Origin of the sequence: Actinomyces polynesiensis, assembly GCF_000820725.1 — a bacterium.
In the GTDB taxonomy this organism is placed as follows: domain Bacteria; phylum Actinomycetota; class Actinomycetes; order Actinomycetales; family Actinomycetaceae; genus Pauljensenia; species Pauljensenia polynesiensis.
This window is the reverse complement of sequence record NZ_CCXH01000053.1, coordinates 1-20198: the sequence shown is the minus strand read 5'-3', so window position 1 is coordinate 20198 and position 20198 is coordinate 1. Positions and strand designations below refer to the sequence as shown.

Annotated in this window: 16 protein-coding genes and 2 pseudogenes; 13 read left to right on the top strand and 5 right to left on the bottom strand. The window is 71.7% G+C overall.

Annotated features, from left to right (window positions below):
• The 9 genes and pseudogenes from TA90_RS01965 to TA90_RS01925 form a co-directional block, all read left to right on the top strand.
• A partial coding sequence (locus tag TA90_RS01965; RefSeq protein ID WP_043534338.1) for a hypothetical protein occupies positions 1 to 217 on the top strand: 217 nt, incomplete at its 5' end.
• On the top strand, positions 217 to 1566 hold the full coding sequence (nuoH, locus tag TA90_RS01960) for an NADH-quinone oxidoreductase subunit NuoH (protein WP_043534346.1): 1350 nt from the start codon (positions 217 to 219) through the stop codon (positions 1564 to 1566). The genes TA90_RS01965 and nuoH, both read left to right, overlap by 1 nt.
• A gap of 77 nt (positions 1567 to 1643) precedes the next feature.
• Positions 1644 to 2282, top strand: a complete 639-nt coding sequence (gene nuoI, locus TA90_RS01955; RefSeq protein WP_043534345.1) for an NADH-quinone oxidoreductase subunit NuoI — start codon at positions 1644 to 1646, stop codon at positions 2280 to 2282.
• Positions 2279 to 3193 (top strand): annotated as a pseudogene (locus TA90_RS01950) (NADH-quinone oxidoreductase subunit J); the annotation flags it as partial. The gene nuoI and the pseudogene TA90_RS01950, both read left to right, overlap by 4 nt.
• Before the next feature lie 230 nt (positions 3194 to 3423).
• Positions 3424 to 3723, top strand: coding sequence for an NADH-quinone oxidoreductase subunit NuoK (nuoK, locus tag TA90_RS01945; protein ID WP_043534337.1), 300 nt, complete (start codon positions 3424 to 3426; stop codon positions 3721 to 3723).
• Between the two features lie 16 nt (positions 3724 to 3739).
• Complete coding sequence (gene nuoL / locus TA90_RS01940; RefSeq protein WP_043534343.1) at positions 3740 to 5725, top strand: NADH-quinone oxidoreductase subunit L; 1986 nt, start codon at positions 3740 to 3742, stop codon at positions 5723 to 5725.
• Positions 5726 to 5742: 17 nt separating this feature from the next.
• Positions 5743 to 7329: an NADH-quinone oxidoreductase subunit M gene (locus TA90_RS01935; RefSeq protein ID WP_043534336.1), complete on the top strand. Its 1587-nt coding sequence runs from the start codon at positions 5743 to 5745 to the stop codon at positions 7327 to 7329.
• A pseudogene (gene nuoN, locus TA90_RS01930) lies at positions 7326 to 8893 on the top strand (NADH-quinone oxidoreductase subunit NuoN). The gene TA90_RS01935 and the pseudogene nuoN overlap by 4 nt, the downstream one beginning before the upstream one ends.
• A complete protein-coding gene (locus TA90_RS01925) occupies positions 8890 to 9903 on the top strand; it encodes a polyprenyl synthetase family protein (protein WP_043534335.1) in 1014 nt (337 codons plus the stop codon). The pseudogene nuoN and the gene TA90_RS01925 overlap by 4 nt, the downstream one beginning before the upstream one ends.
• A 137-nt stretch (positions 9904 to 10040) precedes the next feature.
• On the opposite strand, the gene TA90_RS01920 is transcribed toward TA90_RS01925, so the two are convergent.
• From TA90_RS01920 to aztB, 4 genes are all read right to left on the bottom strand, one after another.
• Positions 10041 to 11315 carry an NHL repeat-containing protein gene (locus tag TA90_RS01920; RefSeq protein ID WP_043534334.1) on the bottom strand — a complete coding sequence of 425 codons (1275 nt, stop codon included), beginning with the start codon at positions 11313 to 11315 and terminating at the stop codon, positions 10041 to 10043.
• Between the two features lie 146 nt (positions 11316 to 11461).
• A complete protein-coding gene (gene aztC / locus TA90_RS01915; RefSeq protein ID WP_052450379.1) occupies positions 11462 to 12367 on the bottom strand; it encodes a zinc ABC transporter substrate-binding protein AztC in 906 nt (301 codons plus the stop codon).
• Complete coding sequence (locus TA90_RS01910) at positions 12364 to 13602, bottom strand: hypothetical protein (RefSeq protein WP_052450378.1); 1239 nt, start codon at positions 13600 to 13602, stop codon at positions 12364 to 12366. Before TA90_RS01910 ends, aztC begins: the two co-directional genes overlap by 4 nt.
• Positions 13603 to 13654: 52 nt before the next feature.
• Positions 13655 to 14566 carry a zinc ABC transporter permease AztB gene (aztB, locus tag TA90_RS01905; RefSeq protein WP_052450377.1) on the bottom strand — a complete coding sequence of 304 codons (912 nt, stop codon included), beginning with the start codon at positions 14564 to 14566 and terminating at the stop codon, positions 13655 to 13657.
• 218 nt (positions 14567 to 14784) lie between these two features.
• On the opposite strand from aztB, the gene TA90_RS01900 reads away from it, so the two are divergent.
• Positions 14785 to 15411 (top strand): metal ABC transporter ATP-binding protein, encoded by a 627-nt coding sequence (locus tag TA90_RS01900; protein WP_043534333.1) that lies wholly within the window; start codon positions 14785 to 14787, stop codon positions 15409 to 15411.
• Positions 15412 to 15433: 22 nt separating this feature from the next.
• On the opposite strand, the gene TA90_RS01895 is transcribed toward TA90_RS01900, so the two are convergent.
• Positions 15434 to 16048, bottom strand: coding sequence for a GNAT family N-acetyltransferase (locus tag TA90_RS01895; protein ID WP_043534332.1), 615 nt, complete (start codon positions 16046 to 16048; stop codon positions 15434 to 15436).
• 318 nt (positions 16049 to 16366) lie between these two features.
• On the opposite strand from TA90_RS01895, the gene sucC reads away from it, so the two are divergent.
• From sucC to TA90_RS01880, 3 genes are all read left to right on the top strand, one after another.
• Entirely contained in the window at positions 16367 to 17566 is a 1200-nt protein-coding gene (sucC, locus tag TA90_RS01890; protein ID WP_043534331.1) for an ADP-forming succinate--CoA ligase subunit beta, read from the top strand.
• 27 nt (positions 17567 to 17593) lie between these two features.
• Positions 17594 to 18517 carry a succinate--CoA ligase subunit alpha gene (gene sucD, locus TA90_RS01885; protein WP_043534330.1) on the top strand — a complete coding sequence of 308 codons (924 nt, stop codon included), beginning with the start codon at positions 17594 to 17596 and terminating at the stop codon, positions 18515 to 18517.
• 115 nt (positions 18518 to 18632) lie between these two features.
• Positions 18633 to 20198: cell division protein PerM (locus tag TA90_RS01880; protein ID WP_052450376.1), on the top strand; the 1566-nt coding region annotated here is incomplete at its 3' end.

Sequence of the window (20198 nt, the reverse complement as noted above, 5' to 3'; positions counted from 1 at the left end):
CTCGGCAGCGACCCTCGAATCCTCCGGTGTCGCGGACGGTGGTCGCCTCACGGTGACGACCGGCCGTGGCTCCGTCACCCTGCCCGTGGAGGTCGCGGACCTGCCCGACAACGTCGTGTGGGTCCCCGAGTGCTCGCAGGGGTCCCTCGTCCATGAGTCGCTCGGGACCGCCGGTTCCGTGGTGACGCTGAGCGCCACAGCGGAGGTGGCCCGGTGATTCCAGTACTCCCGGTCGCGGTTCCCGACTACGTCGCCGCCGACTTCACGGAGGAGACCTGGTGGTTGACGCTCATCAAGGCCGTCTTCATCCTCGTCTTCCTGATCCTCAACGTGCTGCTGGCCCTGTGGGTCGAGCGACGCGGCCTGGGGCGCATGCAGACGCGCCCCGGTCCCAACGTCGCCGGCCCCCTCGGGCTCTTCCAGGCGATCGCCGATGCCGGCAAGCTGCTGTTCAAGGAGGACATCTGGACCAAGCGGTCCGACAAGTTCCTCTACTTCCTGGCGCCCGTCATCGCCGCGTTCTGCGCCTTCAGCGTGTACGCGGTGATCCCCATGGGGCCGAACGTGTCGATGTTCGGCCACTCCACCCCGCTGCAGCTGGCGGACATGCCCGTCGCGACGCTCTACATCCTGGCGATCACCTCGCTGGGCCTGTACGGCATCGTGCTGGGTGGCTGGTCGACCCACTCCACCCTTCCCCTCTACGGCGCGGTGCGTTCCTCCGCCCAGGTGATCTCCTACGAGCTCTCCATGGGCCTGGCCCTCGTCTCCGTCTTCATCATGGCGGGCTCGATGTCGACCTCCAGCATCGTGGCCTCCCAGGCCTCCGTGTGGTGGGCCTTCGCCCTGCTGCCCGCCTTCGTCGTCTACTGCATCTCCGCCGTCGGTGAGGTCAACCGCCTCCCCTTCGACCTCCCCGAGGCCGAGGGTGAGCTGGTCGCCGGGCACATGACGGAGTACTCCTCGATGAAGTTCGCCTGGTACTACCTCTCCGAGTACGTGAACATGCTCAACGTCTCGGCGGTGGCCACCACGATGTTCCTCGGCGGCTGGCACGCCCCGTGGCCCCTGTCCCACGTCGAGGTCATCAACTCGGGCTGGTGGGGGATGCTGTGGTTCTTCCTCAAGGTCTGGGTCTGCATGTTCCTGATGATCTGGACCCGTGGCACGCTCCTGCGCATCCGCTACGACCAGTTCATGCAGTTCGGGTGGAAGCGCCTGATCCCCGTCGCCCTGGGGTGGGTCGTCCTCGTGGCGGTCCTGCGTGGGGTGACGACGTGGGTGAGCGTCGGGCTGCCGACACTGTTCGCCGTGATCCTCGGGATCTTCGTCATCATCATGTTCGTCATGTGGATGGGCGACCGCTCGGAGGAGCGCCGGGTGGCGGCCGCCGAGGCCGTGGAGACCCCGCCCTTCGACCCCATGGCGGACGGCTACCCCGTCCCGCCGCTGCCGGGCCAGGTCCTGCCGCCCTCCCCACGGGCGGGCAGGGCGCCGATCGCGGCGAGCGTGTCGTCCTCGACGTCGCCCGCACCCGGTACCGCCTCTGAGGAGGACGTGAAATGAACAAGGACCAGCACCGCTGGGACGACCTGCCTTCCGAGAAGCCGGAACGGGGTCACCAGCCCCAGCCCACCGACGACATGCTCTACGAGCACGACCCGCGTGGTCCGATCGGTGAGTTCTTCGCGCCCGTCGCCGGGTACGGGGTGACCATCTCCTCGATGTTCCGCCCCACGGTGACCGAGCAGTACCCCTTCGAGGGCCCCTTCCTCCAGCCGCGCTTCCACGGCCGCCACCGGCTCAACCGGTACGCGGACGGACTGGAGAAGTGCATCGGCTGCGAGCTCTGCGCATGGGCGTGCCCCGCCGACGCGATCCTCGTCGAGGCCGGCTCCAACACCCCCGACGCCCAGCACAGTCCCGGCGAGCGTTTCGGCAAGGTCTACCAGATCAACTACCTGCGCTGCATCTTCTGCGGGTTCTGCATCGAGGCCTGCCCGACCCGAGCACTGACCATGGGCCACGACTTCGAACTCGCCGAGTACGACCGCGAGACGGAGATCTACGAGAAGACGGACCTGCTGACCCCCCTCGAGGACGGCGTGCTGGCCCCGCCCCACCCGATGGTCGAGGGACTGTCGGACAGGGACTACTACCGCGGTCGTGTGACGAGACCGACGCAGGCCCAGATCGACTGGGTCGCCGAGCACCGGCCCGACGACCCCTCGCTGGCCACCGCCCAGGCGGTCCAGCCCAGCACCGAGGAGGCATCGCTGTGAACATCTCGGCCTCGTGGCCCGCGATGGGGAGCACCGGGGAGGCGATCCTCTTCTGGTGCGTGGCCACCGTGATGGTGGTGTGCGCCCTCGGTGTGCTCTTCTTCCGCAAGGCCGCCAACGCCGCCATCTGCATGGTCGGCGTCATGCTCGGGCTCGCCATCCTCTACGTCGCCCAGGGCGCCCCGTTCCTCGGCGCCGTCCAGGTGATCGTCTACACCGGCGCGATCATGATGCTGTTCCTCTTCGTCATCATGATGATCGGCATCGGCGCCTCCGACGAGTACCAGCGCCAGCGGCGCGGCAACATCGTCGCGGCAAGCCTCGGGGGCCTCGGCCTCGTCGTCATCCTGGTCGGCGTCATCGGCCACACCACGGTCTCCGAGGCCGTCGGCCTGGGTGGGGACGACCCCTACTCCAACGTGCCGGTGACGACCCTGGCGACCACGCTCTTCCAGGACCACTGGTTCTCCATGGAGCTCTCCGGCGCCCTGCTCATCACCGCGGCCATCGGGGCGATGCTCCTGACCCACACGGACCGCCTCGGCCCCAAGGTGAACCAGCACTCCACGGCACGCGCCAAGATGCGGGCCTTCAAGGAGACGGGCCGCCGTATCGGCCAGCTGCCCGCCCCCGGCGTGTACGCGACCTCCAACGCGGTGGACGTGCCCGCCATCGCCGGCGACACACTGGGTCCCGTCGAGGAGTCCGTACCCCGCGTCCTGCGCGTGCGCGGCCTGGACCGCACGATCGGCCAGGTCGAGCCCGACGTCGCGGAGGCCCTGCAGCTCATGCGCAGCGGCTCCACCGCCGGGTCCCCCTTCGGCGCCGCCTCCTCCGGCTCGGTCCCGCGCTCGGGGTCCTGGGGCATGCCCGGACCGGGCGCGCCCGAGGGACTCGACCAGCCGGTCGCGCCCGACGAGGCCCCTGCGGGGACCACGCAGGGCTCCGGTGCCCCGGGCGACACCGCCCAGGCGGGCGACACCGCCATCCCGGTCGCCGAGGGCGAACACGCCGACGCGGAGGGAGCCTCCGGAGGCACCACCGCGCAGGAGTCGCCCGACGCCGGCCGACCGGGGACGGACCACGTGTCCGGACCCGGTGAGCACGCCGCCCACACCCACGTGGAAGGTGAGGAGAAGGAATGAGTCTGGCCTACTACCTGGTGCTGGCGGCGGTCCTGTTCGCCGTCGGCGGGGTGATCGTGCTGGTGCGCAAGTCGGCGGTGATCTCGCTGATGGGTGTTGAGCTCATGCTCAACTCCTCCAACCTCGTGTTCGTCACCTTCGCCCGGATCCACGGCGCGGTCGCGGGCGAGGTCATGGCGTTCTTCGTCATGGTCGTCGCCGCGGCCGAGGTCGTCGTGGGTCTGGCGATCATCGTGTCCATCTTCAAGTCGCGTGGCACCACGAGTGTCGACGACGTCAACCTGCTGAAGAACTGAGGGCGGAGCAGACGTGATTTCCCACAACCTCCCACTCCTCGCGGCCGAGGCCGCCGGGCCGGTGTCCTACACCCCGGCCAGCGGCGCAGCCTCCCTGGCCTGGCTGATGATCGCCGTTCCCCTGGCCTCCGCCGTCGTCCTGCTCCTGCTGGGTCGACGCAGCGACCGCTGGGGCCACTGGCTGGGCGTCGCCGCCTCCTGGGTGTCCTTCCTGGTCGGCGTCGCCGTCCTGGTCCAGATGCTCGGCCTGCCCGCGGACGGGCGTCGCCTCGACTCCCAGCTCTTCACCTGGATCCCCGCCGGCGACTTCAGCGTGCACGTCGGCCTCCTGGTCGACCCGCTGTCGATGACCTTCGTCATGCTGGTGACCTTCGTCGGCTCCCTCATCCACGTCTACGCCGTGGCCTACATGGAGCACGACACGGACCGGCGCCGGTTCTTCGCCTACCTGAACTTCTTCATCGCGGCGATGCTCACCCTGGTGCTCGCGGACTCCTACGCCGTGCTCTTCGTCGGCTGGGAGGGCGTGGGCCTGGCCTCCTACCTGCTCATCGGCTTCTGGAACCAGGTCCCCGCCAACGCCACGGCCGCCAAGAAGGCCTTCGTCATGAACCGCGTGGGCGACGTCGGCCTGCTGCTGGCGATGATGGCGATGGTCGCGAACTTCACCTCGGTCGACTTCCTCTCCGTCAACGAGGGTGTCGCGACGCTGCCCCAGGCACAGGCGACGCTCATCGGGCTCTTCCTGCTGCTGGCCGCCTGCGGCAAGTCCGCGCAGTTCCCGCTGCAGGCCTGGCTCGGTGACGCCATGGCCGGTCCGACCCCCGTGTCGGCCCTCATCCACGCCGCCACGATGGTCACCGCCGGTGTCTACCTGGTCGTGCGCTCCGGCGCCGTCTTCCAGGCCGCCCCCGTCGCCGCCACCGCGGTCGCCCTCGTCGGCGCGATCACGCTCCTGTTCGGGGCGGTCGTCGGCTGCGCGAAGGACGACATGAAGAAGGTCCTCGCAGCCTCGACAATGTCCCAGATCGGCTACATGATGCTCGGCGCGGGGCTGGGGCCCATCGGCTGGGCCTTCGCGATCTTCCACCTGTTCACGCACGGCTTCTTCAAGGCCCTGATGTTCCTCGGCGCCGGATCCGTCATGCACGGGATGGGCGACCAGGTGAACATGCGCCGCTTCGGCGCCCTGCGCACGGTCATGAAGGTCACCTGGGCGACCTTCGCCGTGGGCTGGCTGGCGATCCTGGGCGTGCCCCCGTTCTCCGGGTTCTTCTCCAAGGACAAGATCATCGAGGCGGCCTTCTCCTCCTCGACGTTCGGCAACGCCGCGGCCCCCTGGACGGGTTGGGTCTACGGGCTGGTGGCCATGGTCGGTGCGGGCATCACCGCCTTCTACATGTCGCGCCTGTTCTTCATGACCTTCCACGGCAAGGCCCGCTGGACGACGGAGGCGGAGGGTGCCCCGGTGCACCCCCACGAGTCCTCCGCGCTCATGACCGTACCGATGATCGTCCTGGCGGTCGGTGCCGCGCTCATCGGTGGGCTGCTGTCCATCGGGGGCGCCTTCACCGACTGGCTGACCCCGGCGATCGGCGCGGCCGAACACGCCGAGCCGGTGCTGCCGGTGGCGGTCATCCAGGTGGTGACCCTGGTCCTCGTCGTGGCCGGTGCCTGGCTGGCGTGGAGGCGCTACGGCGCCGCCGAGGTGCCCACCGCGGTGCCCGCCGGCAACGCGCTCACCATGGCCGCCCGCGACGACCTCTACCAGGACCGCTTCAACGAGACGGTGTTCATGGCCCCCGGTGTCGCGCTGGTCGAGGCGGCCACCGCGGGCGACCGGGTGGTCGTCGACGGGGCCGTCAGGGGCGTGGCCGCGGCGGCCCGCCAGTCGGGCCGTGCCGTCGCCGTCACACAGACGGGTTACGTGCGCACCTACGCGTCCTACATCCTGGGCGGGGTCCTCCTCGCCCTGGCGATCGTCCTGGGCTTCAGGCTCTGAGGGCGGGAGGAGAACTCATGGAAATCACCGATCTCGTCCACGCCTCCACCCCGTGGTTGACGCTGTTGGTCGTCATCCCGGCCCTCGCGGCCGCCCTCGTCGGCTTCGTGCGTCCCCTGCGTGAGCGTGGCCGCGCGGTCGCACTGGGGGTCTCCCTCGTCGAACTCGTGCTCGCCGTCGTGGCGGCCACCGGCTTCGACTGGTCGACCGCGGGCACCTACCAGCTCGTCGAGACCGCCTCCTGGATCCCCCAGATCGGCGTGTCCTGGGCCCTGGGTGTCAACGCCCTGGGCCTGGTGATGGTGCTGCTCGCCACCGCCCTGGTCCCCCTGGTGCTCCTCGCCGGGTGGCGTGAGGACGAGGGCGGGGACGAGGGCGGCTCCTACGCCGCGCTCGTGCTGCTGCTCGAGGCCTTCATGGTCCTGATCTTCGCGGCCTTCGACGTCGTGGTCTTCTACATCGCCTTCGAGGCGATGCTGATCCCGCTGTACTTCATGATCGGCCGCTTCGGGGTGGGCGACCCCGAGCGCCGCCGCGCCGCGGCGCTGAAGTTCCTGCTCTACTCCCTTGCCGGCGGGCTGGCCATGCTGGGCGGCCTCGTCGCCCTGTGGGCCCTGGCCCCCGAGCGCTCCGACACCCTCTTCCGCCTCGACACCGCCTCCCAGGTGGTCCCGGGCCTGTCCTCGGGTGTGCAGATGGGCGTGTTCGTGTCCTTCATGATCGCCTTCGCGATCAAGGCCCCGATGGTCCCGGTGCACACCTGGCTGCCCGACACGGCCGCCGCGTCGCGTCCGGGCACCTCGGTGCTGCTGGTGGGCGTGCTCGACAAGATCGGCACCTTCGGGATGATCACCCTGTGCCTGCGCCTCTTCCCCGACGCCGCCTCGCAGGCGCGGTGGGTGCTGTGCGCGCTGGCCGTGCTCTCGATCCTGTGGGGCGGGCTCGCCGCCATCGGCCAGAAGGACCTCATGCGCCTGGTGTCCTACACCTCCGTGTCGCACTTCGGCTTCATGGTGCTCGGCATCTTCATCGGCTCCTCGGTGGCCCTGACCGGCGCCATGTTCTACATGGTCGCCCACGGGGTCTCCATCGCCGCGATGTTCCTCGTCTCCGGGTTCCTCACCGAGCGCGGTGGATCGCGTGAGATCGCCTCCTACGGTGGCTTCCAGCGCGTGACCCCCCTCATCGCGGGGACCTGGCTGGTGGCCGGCCTGGCCTCCATCGCCCTGCCCGGGCTGTCCGGCTTCGTCCCGGAGTACCTGGTGCTGGTCGGCACCTACTCGGTGAACGTGCCCCTGGCCGTCCTGGCGGTCCTCGGCGTCATCCTCGCCGCCCTCTACGTCCTGCTGCCCTACCAGAAGCTCTTCACGGGGCCGAAGCCGCAGGACCGCGACGTCCCCGACATGGACGTGCGCGAGAAGACGGTCGTCACCCCGCTCATCGCGGCCATGGCCGTCCTGGGCATCTGGTCCGCCCCGCTCGTCGGGGCCCTGACCCCGGTCGCCGAGGACTCGGTGGTGGCCCTGTCGGCCGCCTCGGCCCAGGCCTCCGCGTCACACACTGTCAGCGCTCCCGCAGCTGCTGACGAAGGGAGCACGAAGTGAACCTGCTCAGCACCGCCGAGTTCACGGCGCCCACCATCGGGTGGGCCTCACTGACCCCGGTCCTCATCGTGCTCGGGGGTGCCGTCGTCGGCGTCCTCGTCGAGGCCTTCGCCCCCCAGCGCCTGCGCCGCCCCGTCGGCATCGGGCTGTCCCTCCTCGCCACCCTCCTGGCCGCGGCCGCCATCGCCCTGCGGTGGAGCAGCGTGGTGGCGGCGCCCTCGTCGCAGGGGGAGTACATCGAGGACCCCCTCACCCTGGCGTGCCAGTTCATCCTGGCGTGCGTGGGCTTCCTCGCCCTGCTCGTCATCGCCGACCGCACCCAGGTCGGTGACGGCTCCTTCGCCGGGCAGCCCTCCGACCGCCCGGGATCCGGGGACGAGGACTGAGTCTGCGCAAGGGCTACCAGCGCTCCGAGATCTTCCCGCTCGTGCTCTTCAGCCTCGGCGGCATGGTGGTCTTCCCGGCCGCCGACTCCCTCATCACGCTGTTCGTGGCGCTCGAGGTCATGTCGCTGCCGCTCTACATCCTCACCGCCACCGCCCGGCGCCACCGCCAGCTCTCCCAGGAGGCGGCGCTGAAGTACTTCCTGCTCGGCGCCTTCGCCTCGGCGTTCCTGCTCATGGGCTCCGCGCTGCTCTTCGGCTACTCCGGTTCCCTGAAGATCTCCGAGGTCGCCACCGCGCTGCCCTCCACCAACGGGATGGACTGGCTGGTGCTCGCCGGCGTCTTCCTGGTGATGGTCGGCCTGCTCTTCAAGATCGGCGCTGCCCCGTTCCACGCCTGGACCCCGGACGTCTACACCGGCGCCCCGACGCCCATCACCGGCTTCATGGCTGCGGGCGTCAAGGTCGCGGCCTTCGGGGCGCTCCTGCGCTTCTACCAGACGGTGGCCGCCCAGCTCGAGTGGGACCTCATCGCGGTGCTGTCCGTGGTGGCGCTCCTGACGATGGTCGTGGGCACCTTCGCCGGTGTCGTCCAGGAGGACGTCAAGCGCATGCTCGCCTACTCCTCCATCGCCCACGCCGGGTTCATCCTCATCGGGGTCCTCTCGGTGCAGAAGGGGTCCGCCGGATCGGTGCTCTTCTACGTGCTCGCCTACGGGCTGGCCACGGTCGGCGCCTTCGCGGTGGCGACCCTGGTGCGTTCCCGCGACGCGGAGGGCTCCATCGGTGGCGAGACCGGGACCCTGGAGCGCTGGTCGGGTCTGGGGCGGAAGTCGCCGCTGGCGGCGGGTGCGATGCTGGTGTTCCTGCTCTCCTTCGCGGGCATCCCGCTGACCGCCGGCTTCGTCGGCAAGTTCGTGGTCTTCTCCGACGGGTTCGCCGGCGGGCTGGGCTGGCTGGTCGTGGTGGCACTGGTGTGCTCGGCGGTCACGGCCTTCTACTACTTCCGCCTGGTGAAGCTCATGTTCTTCACGGAGCCGGACGAGCGGACCGTCGTGGTGCGCTCCGAGGGCTTCACTGCGGTTGCGGTGGGGGTGTGTGCACTGGGTACGATCGTGCTGGGTGTCTTCCCGAGCCCGGTCCTGTCCCTCCTCAACCAGGTGGTCGTTCTCCTCCCGTGACATCCACTCCCCCCGACCTGCACGCACCAGGGCTCGAGGCGCGCATCACCCCGGCCCTCGAGGCCGTCGAGGCGTCCCTGCAGGACTCCGTGCGCGGCTCCCGCGACCTCGTCGACGAGCTGACCTCGCACCTCGCCCGGGCCGGGGGGAAGCGGATCCGCCCCGTCCTCACCCTCGTGTGTGCCCAGCTGGGGGACCCGGAGCTGGCGGTGTCGGACAATGTCATCGCCGCGGCCACGGCCATGGAGCTCACGCACCTGGCGTCCCTGTACCACGACGACGTCATGGACTCCGCCCCGACCCGGCGCGGGGTCCCCTCCGCCCAGCACCTGTGGGGGAACAACCGGGCCATCCTCGCCGGCGACGTGCTCTTCGCCCGTGCCTCGAAGCTGATCGCGCAGCTGGGGCCGGACTCGGTGTCCTACCACGCGGACACCTTCGAGCGCCTGTGCCTGGGCCAGCTCGACGAGACCTTCGGGCCGGTGCCCGGCTCTGATCCCGTGGAGTTCTACGTGCACGTCCTCGCGGACAAGACGGGGTCACTGCTGTCGGCGGCCGCCCACTTCGGGGCCTTCCACGGGGGAGCCGGACTGGAGGTGGCCGATGTGGTGGCCACCTTCGGGGAGCGCATCGGGGTGGCCTTCCAGGTGGCCGACGACGTCCTGGACCTGGTCTCCAGCGAGGAGACCTCCGGCAAGACCCCGGGCACCGACCTGCGCGAGGGCGTGGACACCCTGCCCGTGCTGCTCCTGCGCCGCCGGGAGGCGGCGGGAACCCTCGACGGGGAGGGGGAGGGGATCCTCGCGGACCTCGCCGGGGACCTCAGCTCCGACGAGGCGCTGGCGGCTGTGGTCGCGCGCCTGCGCGCCCACGACGTCATCGAGGAGACCCGGGCACTGGCCAACCGGTGGGCGGACGACGCGGTGGCGGCCCTGGAGCCCCTGCCCGACGGGGAGCCGAAGCAGGCGCTCACGGCGTTCGCGCACCTCATGGTCGACCGCATCGCCTGATCCCCCCGGCCGAGGTCCGCTCTGTTCTCCCACTGAGGTCCGCTCACTTCTGGGCGTGAGGTCCGTCCTCCCCGCGACCGGGGCACACAGTGGGGGTCGGGCGCGCACGCACCCGACCCCCGGAGTACACCCGTGTGTCAGCTGGCCCTCACCAGCGCGACCTCGTTCGGGGCCACACCGACCTCCGCGGAGGTCACGGTCCCGTCGCTGAGATCGACCCTGTGCACCTTCTGCGCGGCCGGGTCGGTCACCCAGGCAGTGTCACCGTCCACGACCAGTGCCGGGTGGGCCTGCTGCCAGGGCTCGGGCCCCTCCCACGCTGCCACGACCGGGATCGAGTCGGTGAGGGTCCTGGTGGCCACATCGACGTGGTGCAGGGAGCCGTCGGTGCCGAGCACCCACGCGTCACCCTCCTCGTCACGCCCGACGCCGCGCCACGTGTACTGCACGCCCTCGGGCATGTCGGTGACGTCGAACGTGGCGGCCCCGGTGTCCACGAGACCGATCTGGTCCAGGACGACGCCCTCCTCATCCGGGTCGGTGCGGTGGTCGACCACGGCAATCGGTGAGCCCTCCGCGACATAGGTGTTGCCGACTCGGCCGTAGTCGCCGGAGGGGCTGGGGATCTTCTCCCAGGCTCCGTCGCGGAGCAGGATCACGCCGTCCTCGCAGCCCAGCACGACCGCTTCACCAGCCGCCACGCCCTCGCCGTGGACACTCGGGCAGGTCTCGATCCGGCTGATCTCGGTGCCCGAGGGGTCCTGGAGGAGTGCACCGCTGCGGGACTCCGAGTCACCGAGGGTCCGCACCAGGCTCCCGTCCTCCAGCTCCACCGCGACCCCGTGGTGTGCGGCCTCGGAGTGCACGACCGTGCCCTCGGGCAGGGTGGCGACGGTGTTCTCCGCGGAGGAGCCCAGCGCGGAGGTGTCGAGGAGGGTGATGTCGCCGGTGCCGTCATCGAAGAGGACCGGGTGCCCCGCGTGGCGGACCACTTGCCCCGGGGTGGTCGCCGGGAAGACCAGGTCCGTGAGGCCCGCACTCCCACCACCGGCACCGGTGGAGAGCACCTGGAACCCGCCCTCGGTGGAGACGAGCACGTGCTCCCCGTCGCCGAAGCTGTTGAGGCGGTTGAAGCCCTCCAGGGGTAGGTCCGCGACCTCGGAGAGGTCGTCCGCGTCGATGACACGGATGCCGCCGTCGTAGGTGAAGGCGAAGCGGTCGCCCCCGTCGGTGTCTCCGGCTGCTGCGGCGCCGCGGGAGGTGCCGGACCCGGACTGCGTCGCGTCCCCTGAGGTCGGGGAGGAGGCGCCCCCGGAACAGGCGGAGAGGGCGAGGACGCCCACTCCGGCCGTGGCCAGGACGGCGCTTCGGATGCCGTGTCGGCGCGCTCCGCGGTGGGTGCTGTGGTGCATGGTCAGGTGTCCCTTCGGTGGTGATGGTGATGGTGATGGATGGGATGGGATGGGGTCGCGACGGACGCGGGCGTGCCCGGTGCCGGGACCGCTGGTGACGGGGGCGCTCCGCTGTGTCACGGTGACGAGGGCGCTCCCGGTGTCTGTCAGGTCAGTGCCTCCTCGATCCGGTCGGTGTTGACGCGCATCATGTCGAGGTAGGTCGGGGCCCCGTCCTCGGGCCCGCTGAGGGACTCGGTGAAGAGGGGAACCACCTGGATCTCGACCCCGGTGTGCTCCGCGAGTGCCTGCACCAGCCGATCGGGTTGGGAGGAGTCCGCGAAGATCGTGGGTACCCCGGCCTCCCGCACGGCGTCTGCCAGGTCGGCCAGGTCGGAGGCGCTGGGAGCGGCCAGGGTCGCGCCTCCGGGGATGAGGGCCCCGATGAGGCGGAAGTCGTAGCGCCGGGCGAGGTAGCCGAAGACGTGGTGGTTCGTGACGAGCGCGCGGCGCTCGGTCGGGATCGCCGAGAAGCGCGCCGTCATGTCGCGGTCCAGGTCGGACAACTCCTCCAGATAGGTCGTGGTGGCACCGTGCAGGGCGTCGGTGTCGACTCCCGCGACGTTCTCCGCGATCGTTCCCTCCAGGGCGGTGACGACCTCGGCCATGACCGTCGGGTCCGTCCAGAAGTGGGGATCGGGACCTGAGGCATCCTCGCTGTCGTACTCCAGGGGGGTGAAGTGCTCCCCGGCCTCGAACACGGCGGTGCCGTGCGCACGTGCCGCCTCCACGTGGTCGAGCAGCCCCTCCTCCAGGCCCAGGCCATTGGCGACGACCAGGTCGGCCTCCTGCATGTGCAGGGCGTCCCGGGCGGAGACCCCGAAGGAGTGCGGGTCGGCGTTGGGGGCCATGAGGACCTGGACCTCGACCTGGTCCCCGACCATCCGGGAGACGACGTCGCCGAGGATGTTCGTCGTCACGACCACCCGGGGACCGCTCGCGGCCTGGGTGCACCCGGCACTCGCCAGGGCCAGTGCCGTGGCGAGGACGGCAAGGGATGCCCGGATCCTCACAGTCCCACCTCCGTGACCGCGACCAGGTCGGGTGTGTCGATGGTGCGTGCGATGCGGGCACCGTCGGCGACGTCGATCTCCAGGACCTCGCCGGTCGTGCGGGCGGGGACGTAGGTGCGGGTGGTGTCCACGTGGAGTCCCCGGGGTGCGCCCTCGACGGAGGCGATCGGGTCGGTCGACGTCTCCAGGGAGCCGTCGGTCCACACGAGGACCCGTCCCTCCGCGTCGACCGCCACCACGCGGTCGTGTCGGTCATCGACGGCGGCGACGGCGACCAGGGGTGCCTCGGAGTCGACGTGGGTCCAGGTGCGCTCGCGGGTGTCCAGCAGCCAGTACCCGCCCGTGTCGTCGAGGGCGGCGACGGTGGGTCGCCCGGGGCGCGAGCCGAAGGTGTGGGGACGGGCCTCCGTGGCGGTGCCCTCCGGCAGGTCCACACGCTCCAGGGCGGGTGTGCCGTCCGTGGGGTCCACGGTGGCCAGGACGACTCCTCCGGCACAGCCCAGGACGACGCCGACACGGGTGGTGGTCCCGCCCGCGGCCCCCTCGCAGGTCTCCGTGACGCCCGGGGTCGGCGCCCCGCCCTCGTCGAGGACATCCACGGCACCCCCGCGCACGACCACCCACCCCTGCCCGAGCGGCGCCGCGAGGGATCCCTCGTCGACGTGGACGCGGGCGAGTTCGCTGACGGTGCCCGCCCCGAGGGCCTCGCGGTCGAGGAGGACGGCGGTGGCGCCCACGGTGAGGACCGTGCGGAGCTCTCCGGAGGACAGGAAGGGTTCGCCGGACAGGTCCCCGACGGTGCCCACGGAGCGGGCGGGGGCGCGGTAGTAGTGCTGGTGGTCGCCGTGGTCCACGGTCCACACCCCGGAGTCGACGAGGGCGACCCCGTCCCCGCCCACGTCGGCAGCCAGGAAGCGTCCGTCGGAGGACACCGCCCTGACCCCCTCCAGGGTGGTCACGGTGGTGGGGGAGAGGTCAGCGAGGTCCACCAGGTCGACGGCTCCCGACCCGGAGAGGGTGAGGAGGGAGAGCGCAGGTTCGGAGAGCTCCGCCGCACCCTCGACGTATCCGTGCGGGGTGGTGGAGGAGTCGGAAGCGGTGAGGTCGGCGCCAGGTCCGGAGGACAGCTGGTCGCCGGAGGCCGGGGTCGGGCCGGAGCACGCCGTGAGGGCGAGTGCGGCCGTGGCGCCCAGGAGGCAGAGCGCGGAGCCGGCCCGGGAGTGGGGATGGGACATCGTGTTCCTTCGGTGGTGGGGGGTGGTTCGGGTGGGCGCGGTTCCCGTGGGCTCAGTCGAGCGCGGTGACCCGTGGCCCGGATCCGGTCCCGCGAAGGGCGGGGAGGACCGGGTCGGCGGTCCTGCGGGGATCCGGGGCGGGGGAATGCCTGCGCGCCAGGAGCGGCCGGAGGGAGGCGCTGACGAGGAAGGACCCGGCGGCGAGCGCGGCGATCGTCGCCCCGGCCGCAGTGGCCGCGTACCAGGAGATGTAGAGCCCCACGAGGACGGCCCCGGAGGCCACGGCCGAGGCGCCGGCCATGACGCCCCCGACGGAGCGTGCCCACAGCGACGCGGTGGCGGGCGGGGCGACGAGGAGGGCGACCACCAACAGGGAGCCGACGGCCCGGTAGGAGGCGACGACGGCCAGGGTGACGAGGGTGAGCAGTGCCGCTCGTGCCAGACGAGGGCGCATGCCCAGCGTGTGGGCCAGGGTCTCATCCAGGCTGAGCGCCAGGAGGGGGCGGTGCATCGTCAGGGCCAGGAGGCAGGTGAGGAGCAGTGCCCCGGCCAGGACCATGAGTTCCCCGGAGTCCACGGCGAGGATGTCCCCGAAGAGGATGGCCGTGAGGTCAGTGGCGAAGGACCGGGAACGCGAGACGATGATGACGCCCAGGGAGAGCATGGCGACGAAGGCGATGCCGATGGCGGTGTCCTCGGCCAGCCGGGTCCGGCGCGTCATCCATCCGATGCCCACACCCATGGCGGCAGCGCTCACAGCGGCCCCGGCCATGGGGGAGAGCCCGAGGATGGTGGCCAGGGCGACCCCGGGGAGCATGCCGTGGGAGATGGCCTCCCCGAGGAAGGCCATGCCGCGTACGACGACCCACGTCCCGGCGACGGCGCAGATGAGGGCCGCGAGCAGGCCGGCGAGCAGGGCGCGGGTGAAGAAGCCGGCGCTGAGGGGGTCGAGGAGGAGCGTCACGGGCTAGACGATAATGGTTATCAATAAGGATTGCGAGTCACGATGGCGCGATGAATCCCCCACCCCCCGCAGGACCCGCTCCCGGCCCGGGCCGTCCTCTGCTCCCTCCTGTGGAGAAGCGCCACCGCCGGGGCTGGCGTCGCCGCGGCGGACGTTCCTCCCCCGGGCAGGTTACCTCCGGCCCGGGCCCTGTCGGCCCCGCGGGCAGGTCCGTCTCCGTGCGGGAACTGCACGTGCGCCGGGGCGATGTCATGGCTCTCCGCGGCGTCGATCTCGACTTCCCCGCGGGCGCCGTCACCCTGCTGTGCGGGGGCAACGGGTCCGGGAAGTCGACCCTGTTGCTCGCACTGGCCGGTGTGCTCCCCCTCCACTCGGGTCGGGTGGAGGGTCTGGACGGCACCCGCCCCGCCCTCGTCCCCCAGGTCCCGCCCCTTCCCCAACGCCTGCCGCTCTCGGTCGGCGCGGCCGTCGCCATGGGGCGGTGGGGAGGACTCGGGCTCCTCGGACGCGTGCGGAGGAGCGACCGGGAGGCCGTGGGGGAGCGCATGCGCCTCCTCGGGGTGGACGCGCTGGCCCTGCGCCAGCTCTGCGAGGTCTCGGGCGGTCAGCGCCAGCGCGCCCTGGTCGCCCAGGCGCTGGTCCGGGAGGCGCCGGTGCTGCTGCTCGACGAACCCACTGCCGCCGCCGATGCGGCCTCGCGGGAGCTCATCCACCACGCCGCCCGGGTCGAGGCCGACCGTGGCGCCACCGTCGTGCTGGCCACGCACGACCGGGGGGCCCGAGATGTCGCGGATGTGGTCGTCACCCTGGACTCCGGCCGGGTCAGCGGGGTGGAGGCGGGGTGAGGTGGCAGGGGCCCCGTCCCCCTCAGCTCGTGCGGAGGTCCAGCGTCATGACCGCCCGCGTCGGTGTCGGGTGGCCGGCCAGGGTGAAGCCGGCCGACTCGAAGATGCCGACGTCCCCGTGGTAGAGCTCATTGCTGCTCGTCCGGGCACCGGTGGCCCTCCGGGCACCGACGTCCACCGGGTAGGCCTCCAGGAGGGTGGCGCCGTGGGCGTGGGCGAAGCCGACCGCCTCGTGGGCCAGGAACCGCGCGACGCCCTGACATCGGAACTCGCGGCGCACGACGAAGCAGGTCACCGCCCAGACCCCCGCATCATCGAGGGGATGCGTCCCAGCCGACCTGACGATGCGGGTGCGGGCGAGGCGGGGCTGTCCGGTGCGCGGTCCGACGCGGCACCATCCGGCAGCCACGCCGTCCACGCGGGCGACCAGCCCGGGTGGGCGCCCGTCCTGCCCGCCGTGTTCGACCTCCTCGCGCAGCTCCGCACGCAGCTCCTCCCGGGAGGAGGCGCTGAAGTCGCGCGAGGTCAGACGGAACCATTGACACCAGCAGGAGGCGCCGTCACCACCGCCCGTGAGGGCGTGCTCGACGTCCGGCCAGCTCCCCGGTGAGGCGGGGGCCACAGAGATGCGGGTCATGGGTCCAGTATCAGCGAACATGCGCTCCCCGTCAGTCCCGGGGACGCCGCCGCGCTGCGACGGACCTCGTCGGGCGCCGCGGAGGATCCCGCGGGGGCCGAGGACGGACTTCGAGGTGGGAACAGAGCGGACCTCACCCCTTGAACAGAGCGGACCTCACCCCTTGAACAGAGCGGACCTCACGGGGGATGGGCGAAGTGTGGGACGAAGGCCCCACTTCGGGGTACCCTGTCCGAAGATGTCTCGATGTCGAGCAATCCGGCGCCGCAGGCACCGACCACCGTGGGGCACTGCCCGCCGAGGGAGAAGGGACGCAGAGTGGATCTCTACGAGTACCAGGCACGGGAGATGTTCGAGTCGCACGGGGTGCCGGTGCTCCCCGGCCTCATCGCCACCACCCCCGAGGAGGCCCAACAGGAGGCCGAGCACCTCCACGACGGCCTCCTCGTCGTCAAGGCCCAGGTCAAGACGGGTGGGCGCGGGAAGGCGGGTGGCGTCAAGCTCGCGAGCACCCCGCAGGAGGCCCGCGACCGCGCCGGAGAGATCCTCGGCATGGACATCAAGGGACACACCGTCCACACGGTCCTCATCGCCGAGGGCGCGGACATCGCCGCGGAGTACTACTTCTCGATCCTCCTGGACCGCTCCAACCGCACCCACCTCGCCATGTGCTCCCGCGAGGGCGGCATGGACATCGAGACCCTCGCCCGGGAACGCCCCGAGGCCCTCGCCCGCGTCCCGCTGTCCCCCTTCCGCGGCATCGACGAGGGCGTCGCCCTGGAGATCCTCGAAGCGGCGGGCTTCACCCCCGAGGAACAGGTGCGCATCGCCCCCGTCCTCGTCCTGCTGTGGGACGTCTACCGCGACGAGGACGCGACCCTCGTCGAGGTCAACCCCCTGGTGTCCACGCCGGACGGGCGGGTCATCGCCCTGGACGGCAAGGTGACCCTGGACGACAACGCCGCCTTCCGTCACCCCGACCACGCGGCCCTGGCCGACATCAGCGCGGAGGACCCGCGCGAGGCCGCCGCCAAGGCCGCCGGACTCAACTACGTGCGCCTGGAGGGGGAGGTCGGGATCATCGGCAACGGTGCCGGCCTGGTGATGTCCACCCTCGACGTCGTCGCCCTGGCGGGGGAGGAGCTGCGGGTGCGTCCCGCGAACTTCCTCGACATCGGCGGTGGTGCCTCCGCGGAGGTCATGGCCCGCGGTCTCGACGTCATCCTCGGGGACGAGCAGGTGCGCTCCGTCCTCGTCAACGTCTTCGGGGGCATCACCGCCTGCGACGAGGTCGCCCGCGGGATCCTCGGGGCCCTCGACCAGCTGGGGGAACGCGCCCACAAGCCGCTCGTCGTTCGCCTGGACGGCAACAAGGTCGCTGAGGGCCGCAAGATCCTCGCCGCCGCGGCCCACCCCCTCGTCCACATGTCCGACACCATGGACGGCGCGGCGCGCCTGGCGGCCGAACTGGCCGCCGAGGAGCGTCCCGCCCCCTCCCACGCGCCCGCCCGCGCCTGAGCCCAGATCCCGACAGGAGAACAAGAGATGTCGATCTTCCTCTCACGCGACTCCCGCGTGATCGTCCAGGGCATGACAGGGTCCGAGGGCCGCAAGCACACCGCCCGCATGCTCGGCGCCGGCACCACCGTGGTCGGCGGCGTGAACCCCCGCAAGGCGGGGGAGAGCGTCACCTTCGACGTCCGCGGGTACGGCCCCGGTGGCACCGCGGTGACCGACGGGCCCGTCGAGGTCCCGGTCTTCGGCACCGTCGCCGATGCCCGCGCCGCCACGGGCGCCGACGTGTCGGTGGTCTTCGTGCCCCCCGCCTTCGCCAAGGACGCCGTCCTGGAGGCCATCGACGCCGGAATGGAGACGGTCGTCGTCATCACCGAGGGCACCCCGGTGGCGGACTCCGTCCAGTTCGTCACCCGCGCCCTCGAGCGCGGCACCCGCCTGATCGGCCCGAACTGCCCCGGCATCATCACCCCCGGAGAGTCGAACGTCGGGATCACCCCCGCCGACATCACCGGGCCCGGGCGCATCGGGCTGGTGTCGAAGTCGGGCACGCTGACCTACCAGATGATGTTCGAACTGCGCGACATCGGCTTCTCCACCTGCATCGGCATCGGCGGGGACCCGGTGGTGGGCACCACCCACATCGACGCGCTCGAGGCCTTCGAGGCCGACCCGGAGACCGACCTGGTCGTCATGATCGGCGAGATCGGGGGCGACGCCGAGGAACGCGCGGCGGCCTGGATCAGCGAGAACATGTCCAAGCCCGTCATCGCCTACATCGCGGGGTTCACCGCTCCCGAGGGCAAGACCATGGGCCATGCCGGCGCCATCGTGTCGGGCTCCGCGGGCACGGCCGCCGCCAAGGCGGAGGCCCTGGAGTCCGTCGGTGTGCGTGTGGGACGGACCCCCTCCCAGACGGCGGTCCTCGCGCGGGAGGTGCTGGCCTCGCGCTGATCCGCGCGGCGGGGCTGGGGGTGCGTCCTCCGGCCGACGAGGGCGGCCCGGGACGATTTCGCTCTCCGGCGGCGCTGCCTCCCACCCGTCCGGGCGGGCACGGGCGACCATGGGGATGATGACCGAGACCCCCGAACACACCACGCCCTCGTCCCCGCGTCCCGCACCCACCACCCAGGGGCGGGCCGGGGCGGGGAAGGGCGCCGTGCCCACCGGCACCGCGCCCGTCGGAACCACGCCTGACAGCACTGCGCCCCGCAGTCGCACCACCGTCGAGCGTCCGACCGTCCGCATCACCCTGCCCGACGGGTGGGCCCGCTCCGGCCTGGCCGGCATCGAGGCGGCCCTGATCGGCTGGGGCCTCCTCATGGTGCTCACCCTGGTCGGCTACCTCTCCGTGTCCGGCAACCCCTGGCTGGGGAAGGCGACCTGGTCGGACGCCGTCGCGGTGGGGGGTGACCTGTGGGGGGCGGCCCTGGGCGCGCCGGTGCACGTCGGGGGGACCACCCTGCGTGCGATCCCGACCCTGTTGACCCTCCTCGTGCTGGTCGTCCTGAGGGTACTGCTGCTCGGTGGGCGGGGTTATCCCGCCGCCGCGCAGTGGAGTGCCGTCCCCACCTTCGCCATCACCGCACTGGTCCTGCTCGGGACCACCGCCGGTCATGTGTGGGTCCCCGCGGCCCTGCCCGGGGCGCTCCTGGTTCCGGCACTCGCCGCCCTGTGGGCGGTGGTCTCCCAGACGGACACCGCTCCCGGTTGGGCGGCACGGGTGCCCTGGGTGTGGGAGGGCCTGAGGCAGGCGCGGCTCGTGGTCGGTGTCCTCGCCCTCATCGGGGCGGTTGCCGTGGGTGTCTCCCTCCACGCCTCGTGGGAGCAGGTGACGGGCATCCACGAGCTGCTGCTCGCCGACACGACCGACACCGTCGTCATCATCATCGCCCAGGCGCTCTTCGCACCCACCGCCATGGCCTGGGCGCTGTCCTGGCTGGCGGGGCCCGGGTTCTGGGTGGGGTCCGACACCCTGCACGCCCCGGGCACGGCTCCGGTGGCCCCGATCCCCGCCATCCCACTGCTGGGGGCCGTGCCCGCGACCGCGCCCGGCAACCGGGTGGCCGTGGTGCTGGTCGGGGTCGGTGTGCTGCTGGGGCTGTGGTTGCGCTGGCGCAGGCCCGCCCGGGACCTGGCGTCCCTGGCCCGCTCCGGTGCCGCCTGCGCGGCAGGGGTGCTGGTGGTGATGGTGGCCTGGTTCGCGCTCTCCACGCTCCAACTCGGGCAGGGCCGGATGTCGCTGCTCGGGCCCCGGGTCGTCTGGTCGGCGGGCATGGTGGTCCTGGAGGTCGTCGTCACGGCGCAGGTCGTGGCCGCCCTCGTCCATCCCCGGACGGTGGCGTGGACCGGTGAGCGGATTGCCGCGCTGCGCACCCGCCTGGCCGAGCGTAGGGCTGCCCGGAGCGCGACGGGGGCCGCTGCTGCGCCGAGCACGGCTGCTGCGCCGGGCACGGGCGGCGCGGCCAGGACGCCGTCCCACGGTGTGCCAGGTCGTGGACACGGCCCTGACGACACCCCGACCACCGCTCTCGACATCGATCCCGACACCGGTGAGCCGGCTGGGTCGGGTGCCTCGAGCGCGCCGGAGGCGGCGAGCACGGTCCACCCGGGGAACCGCGCCGACTCCCGGGCC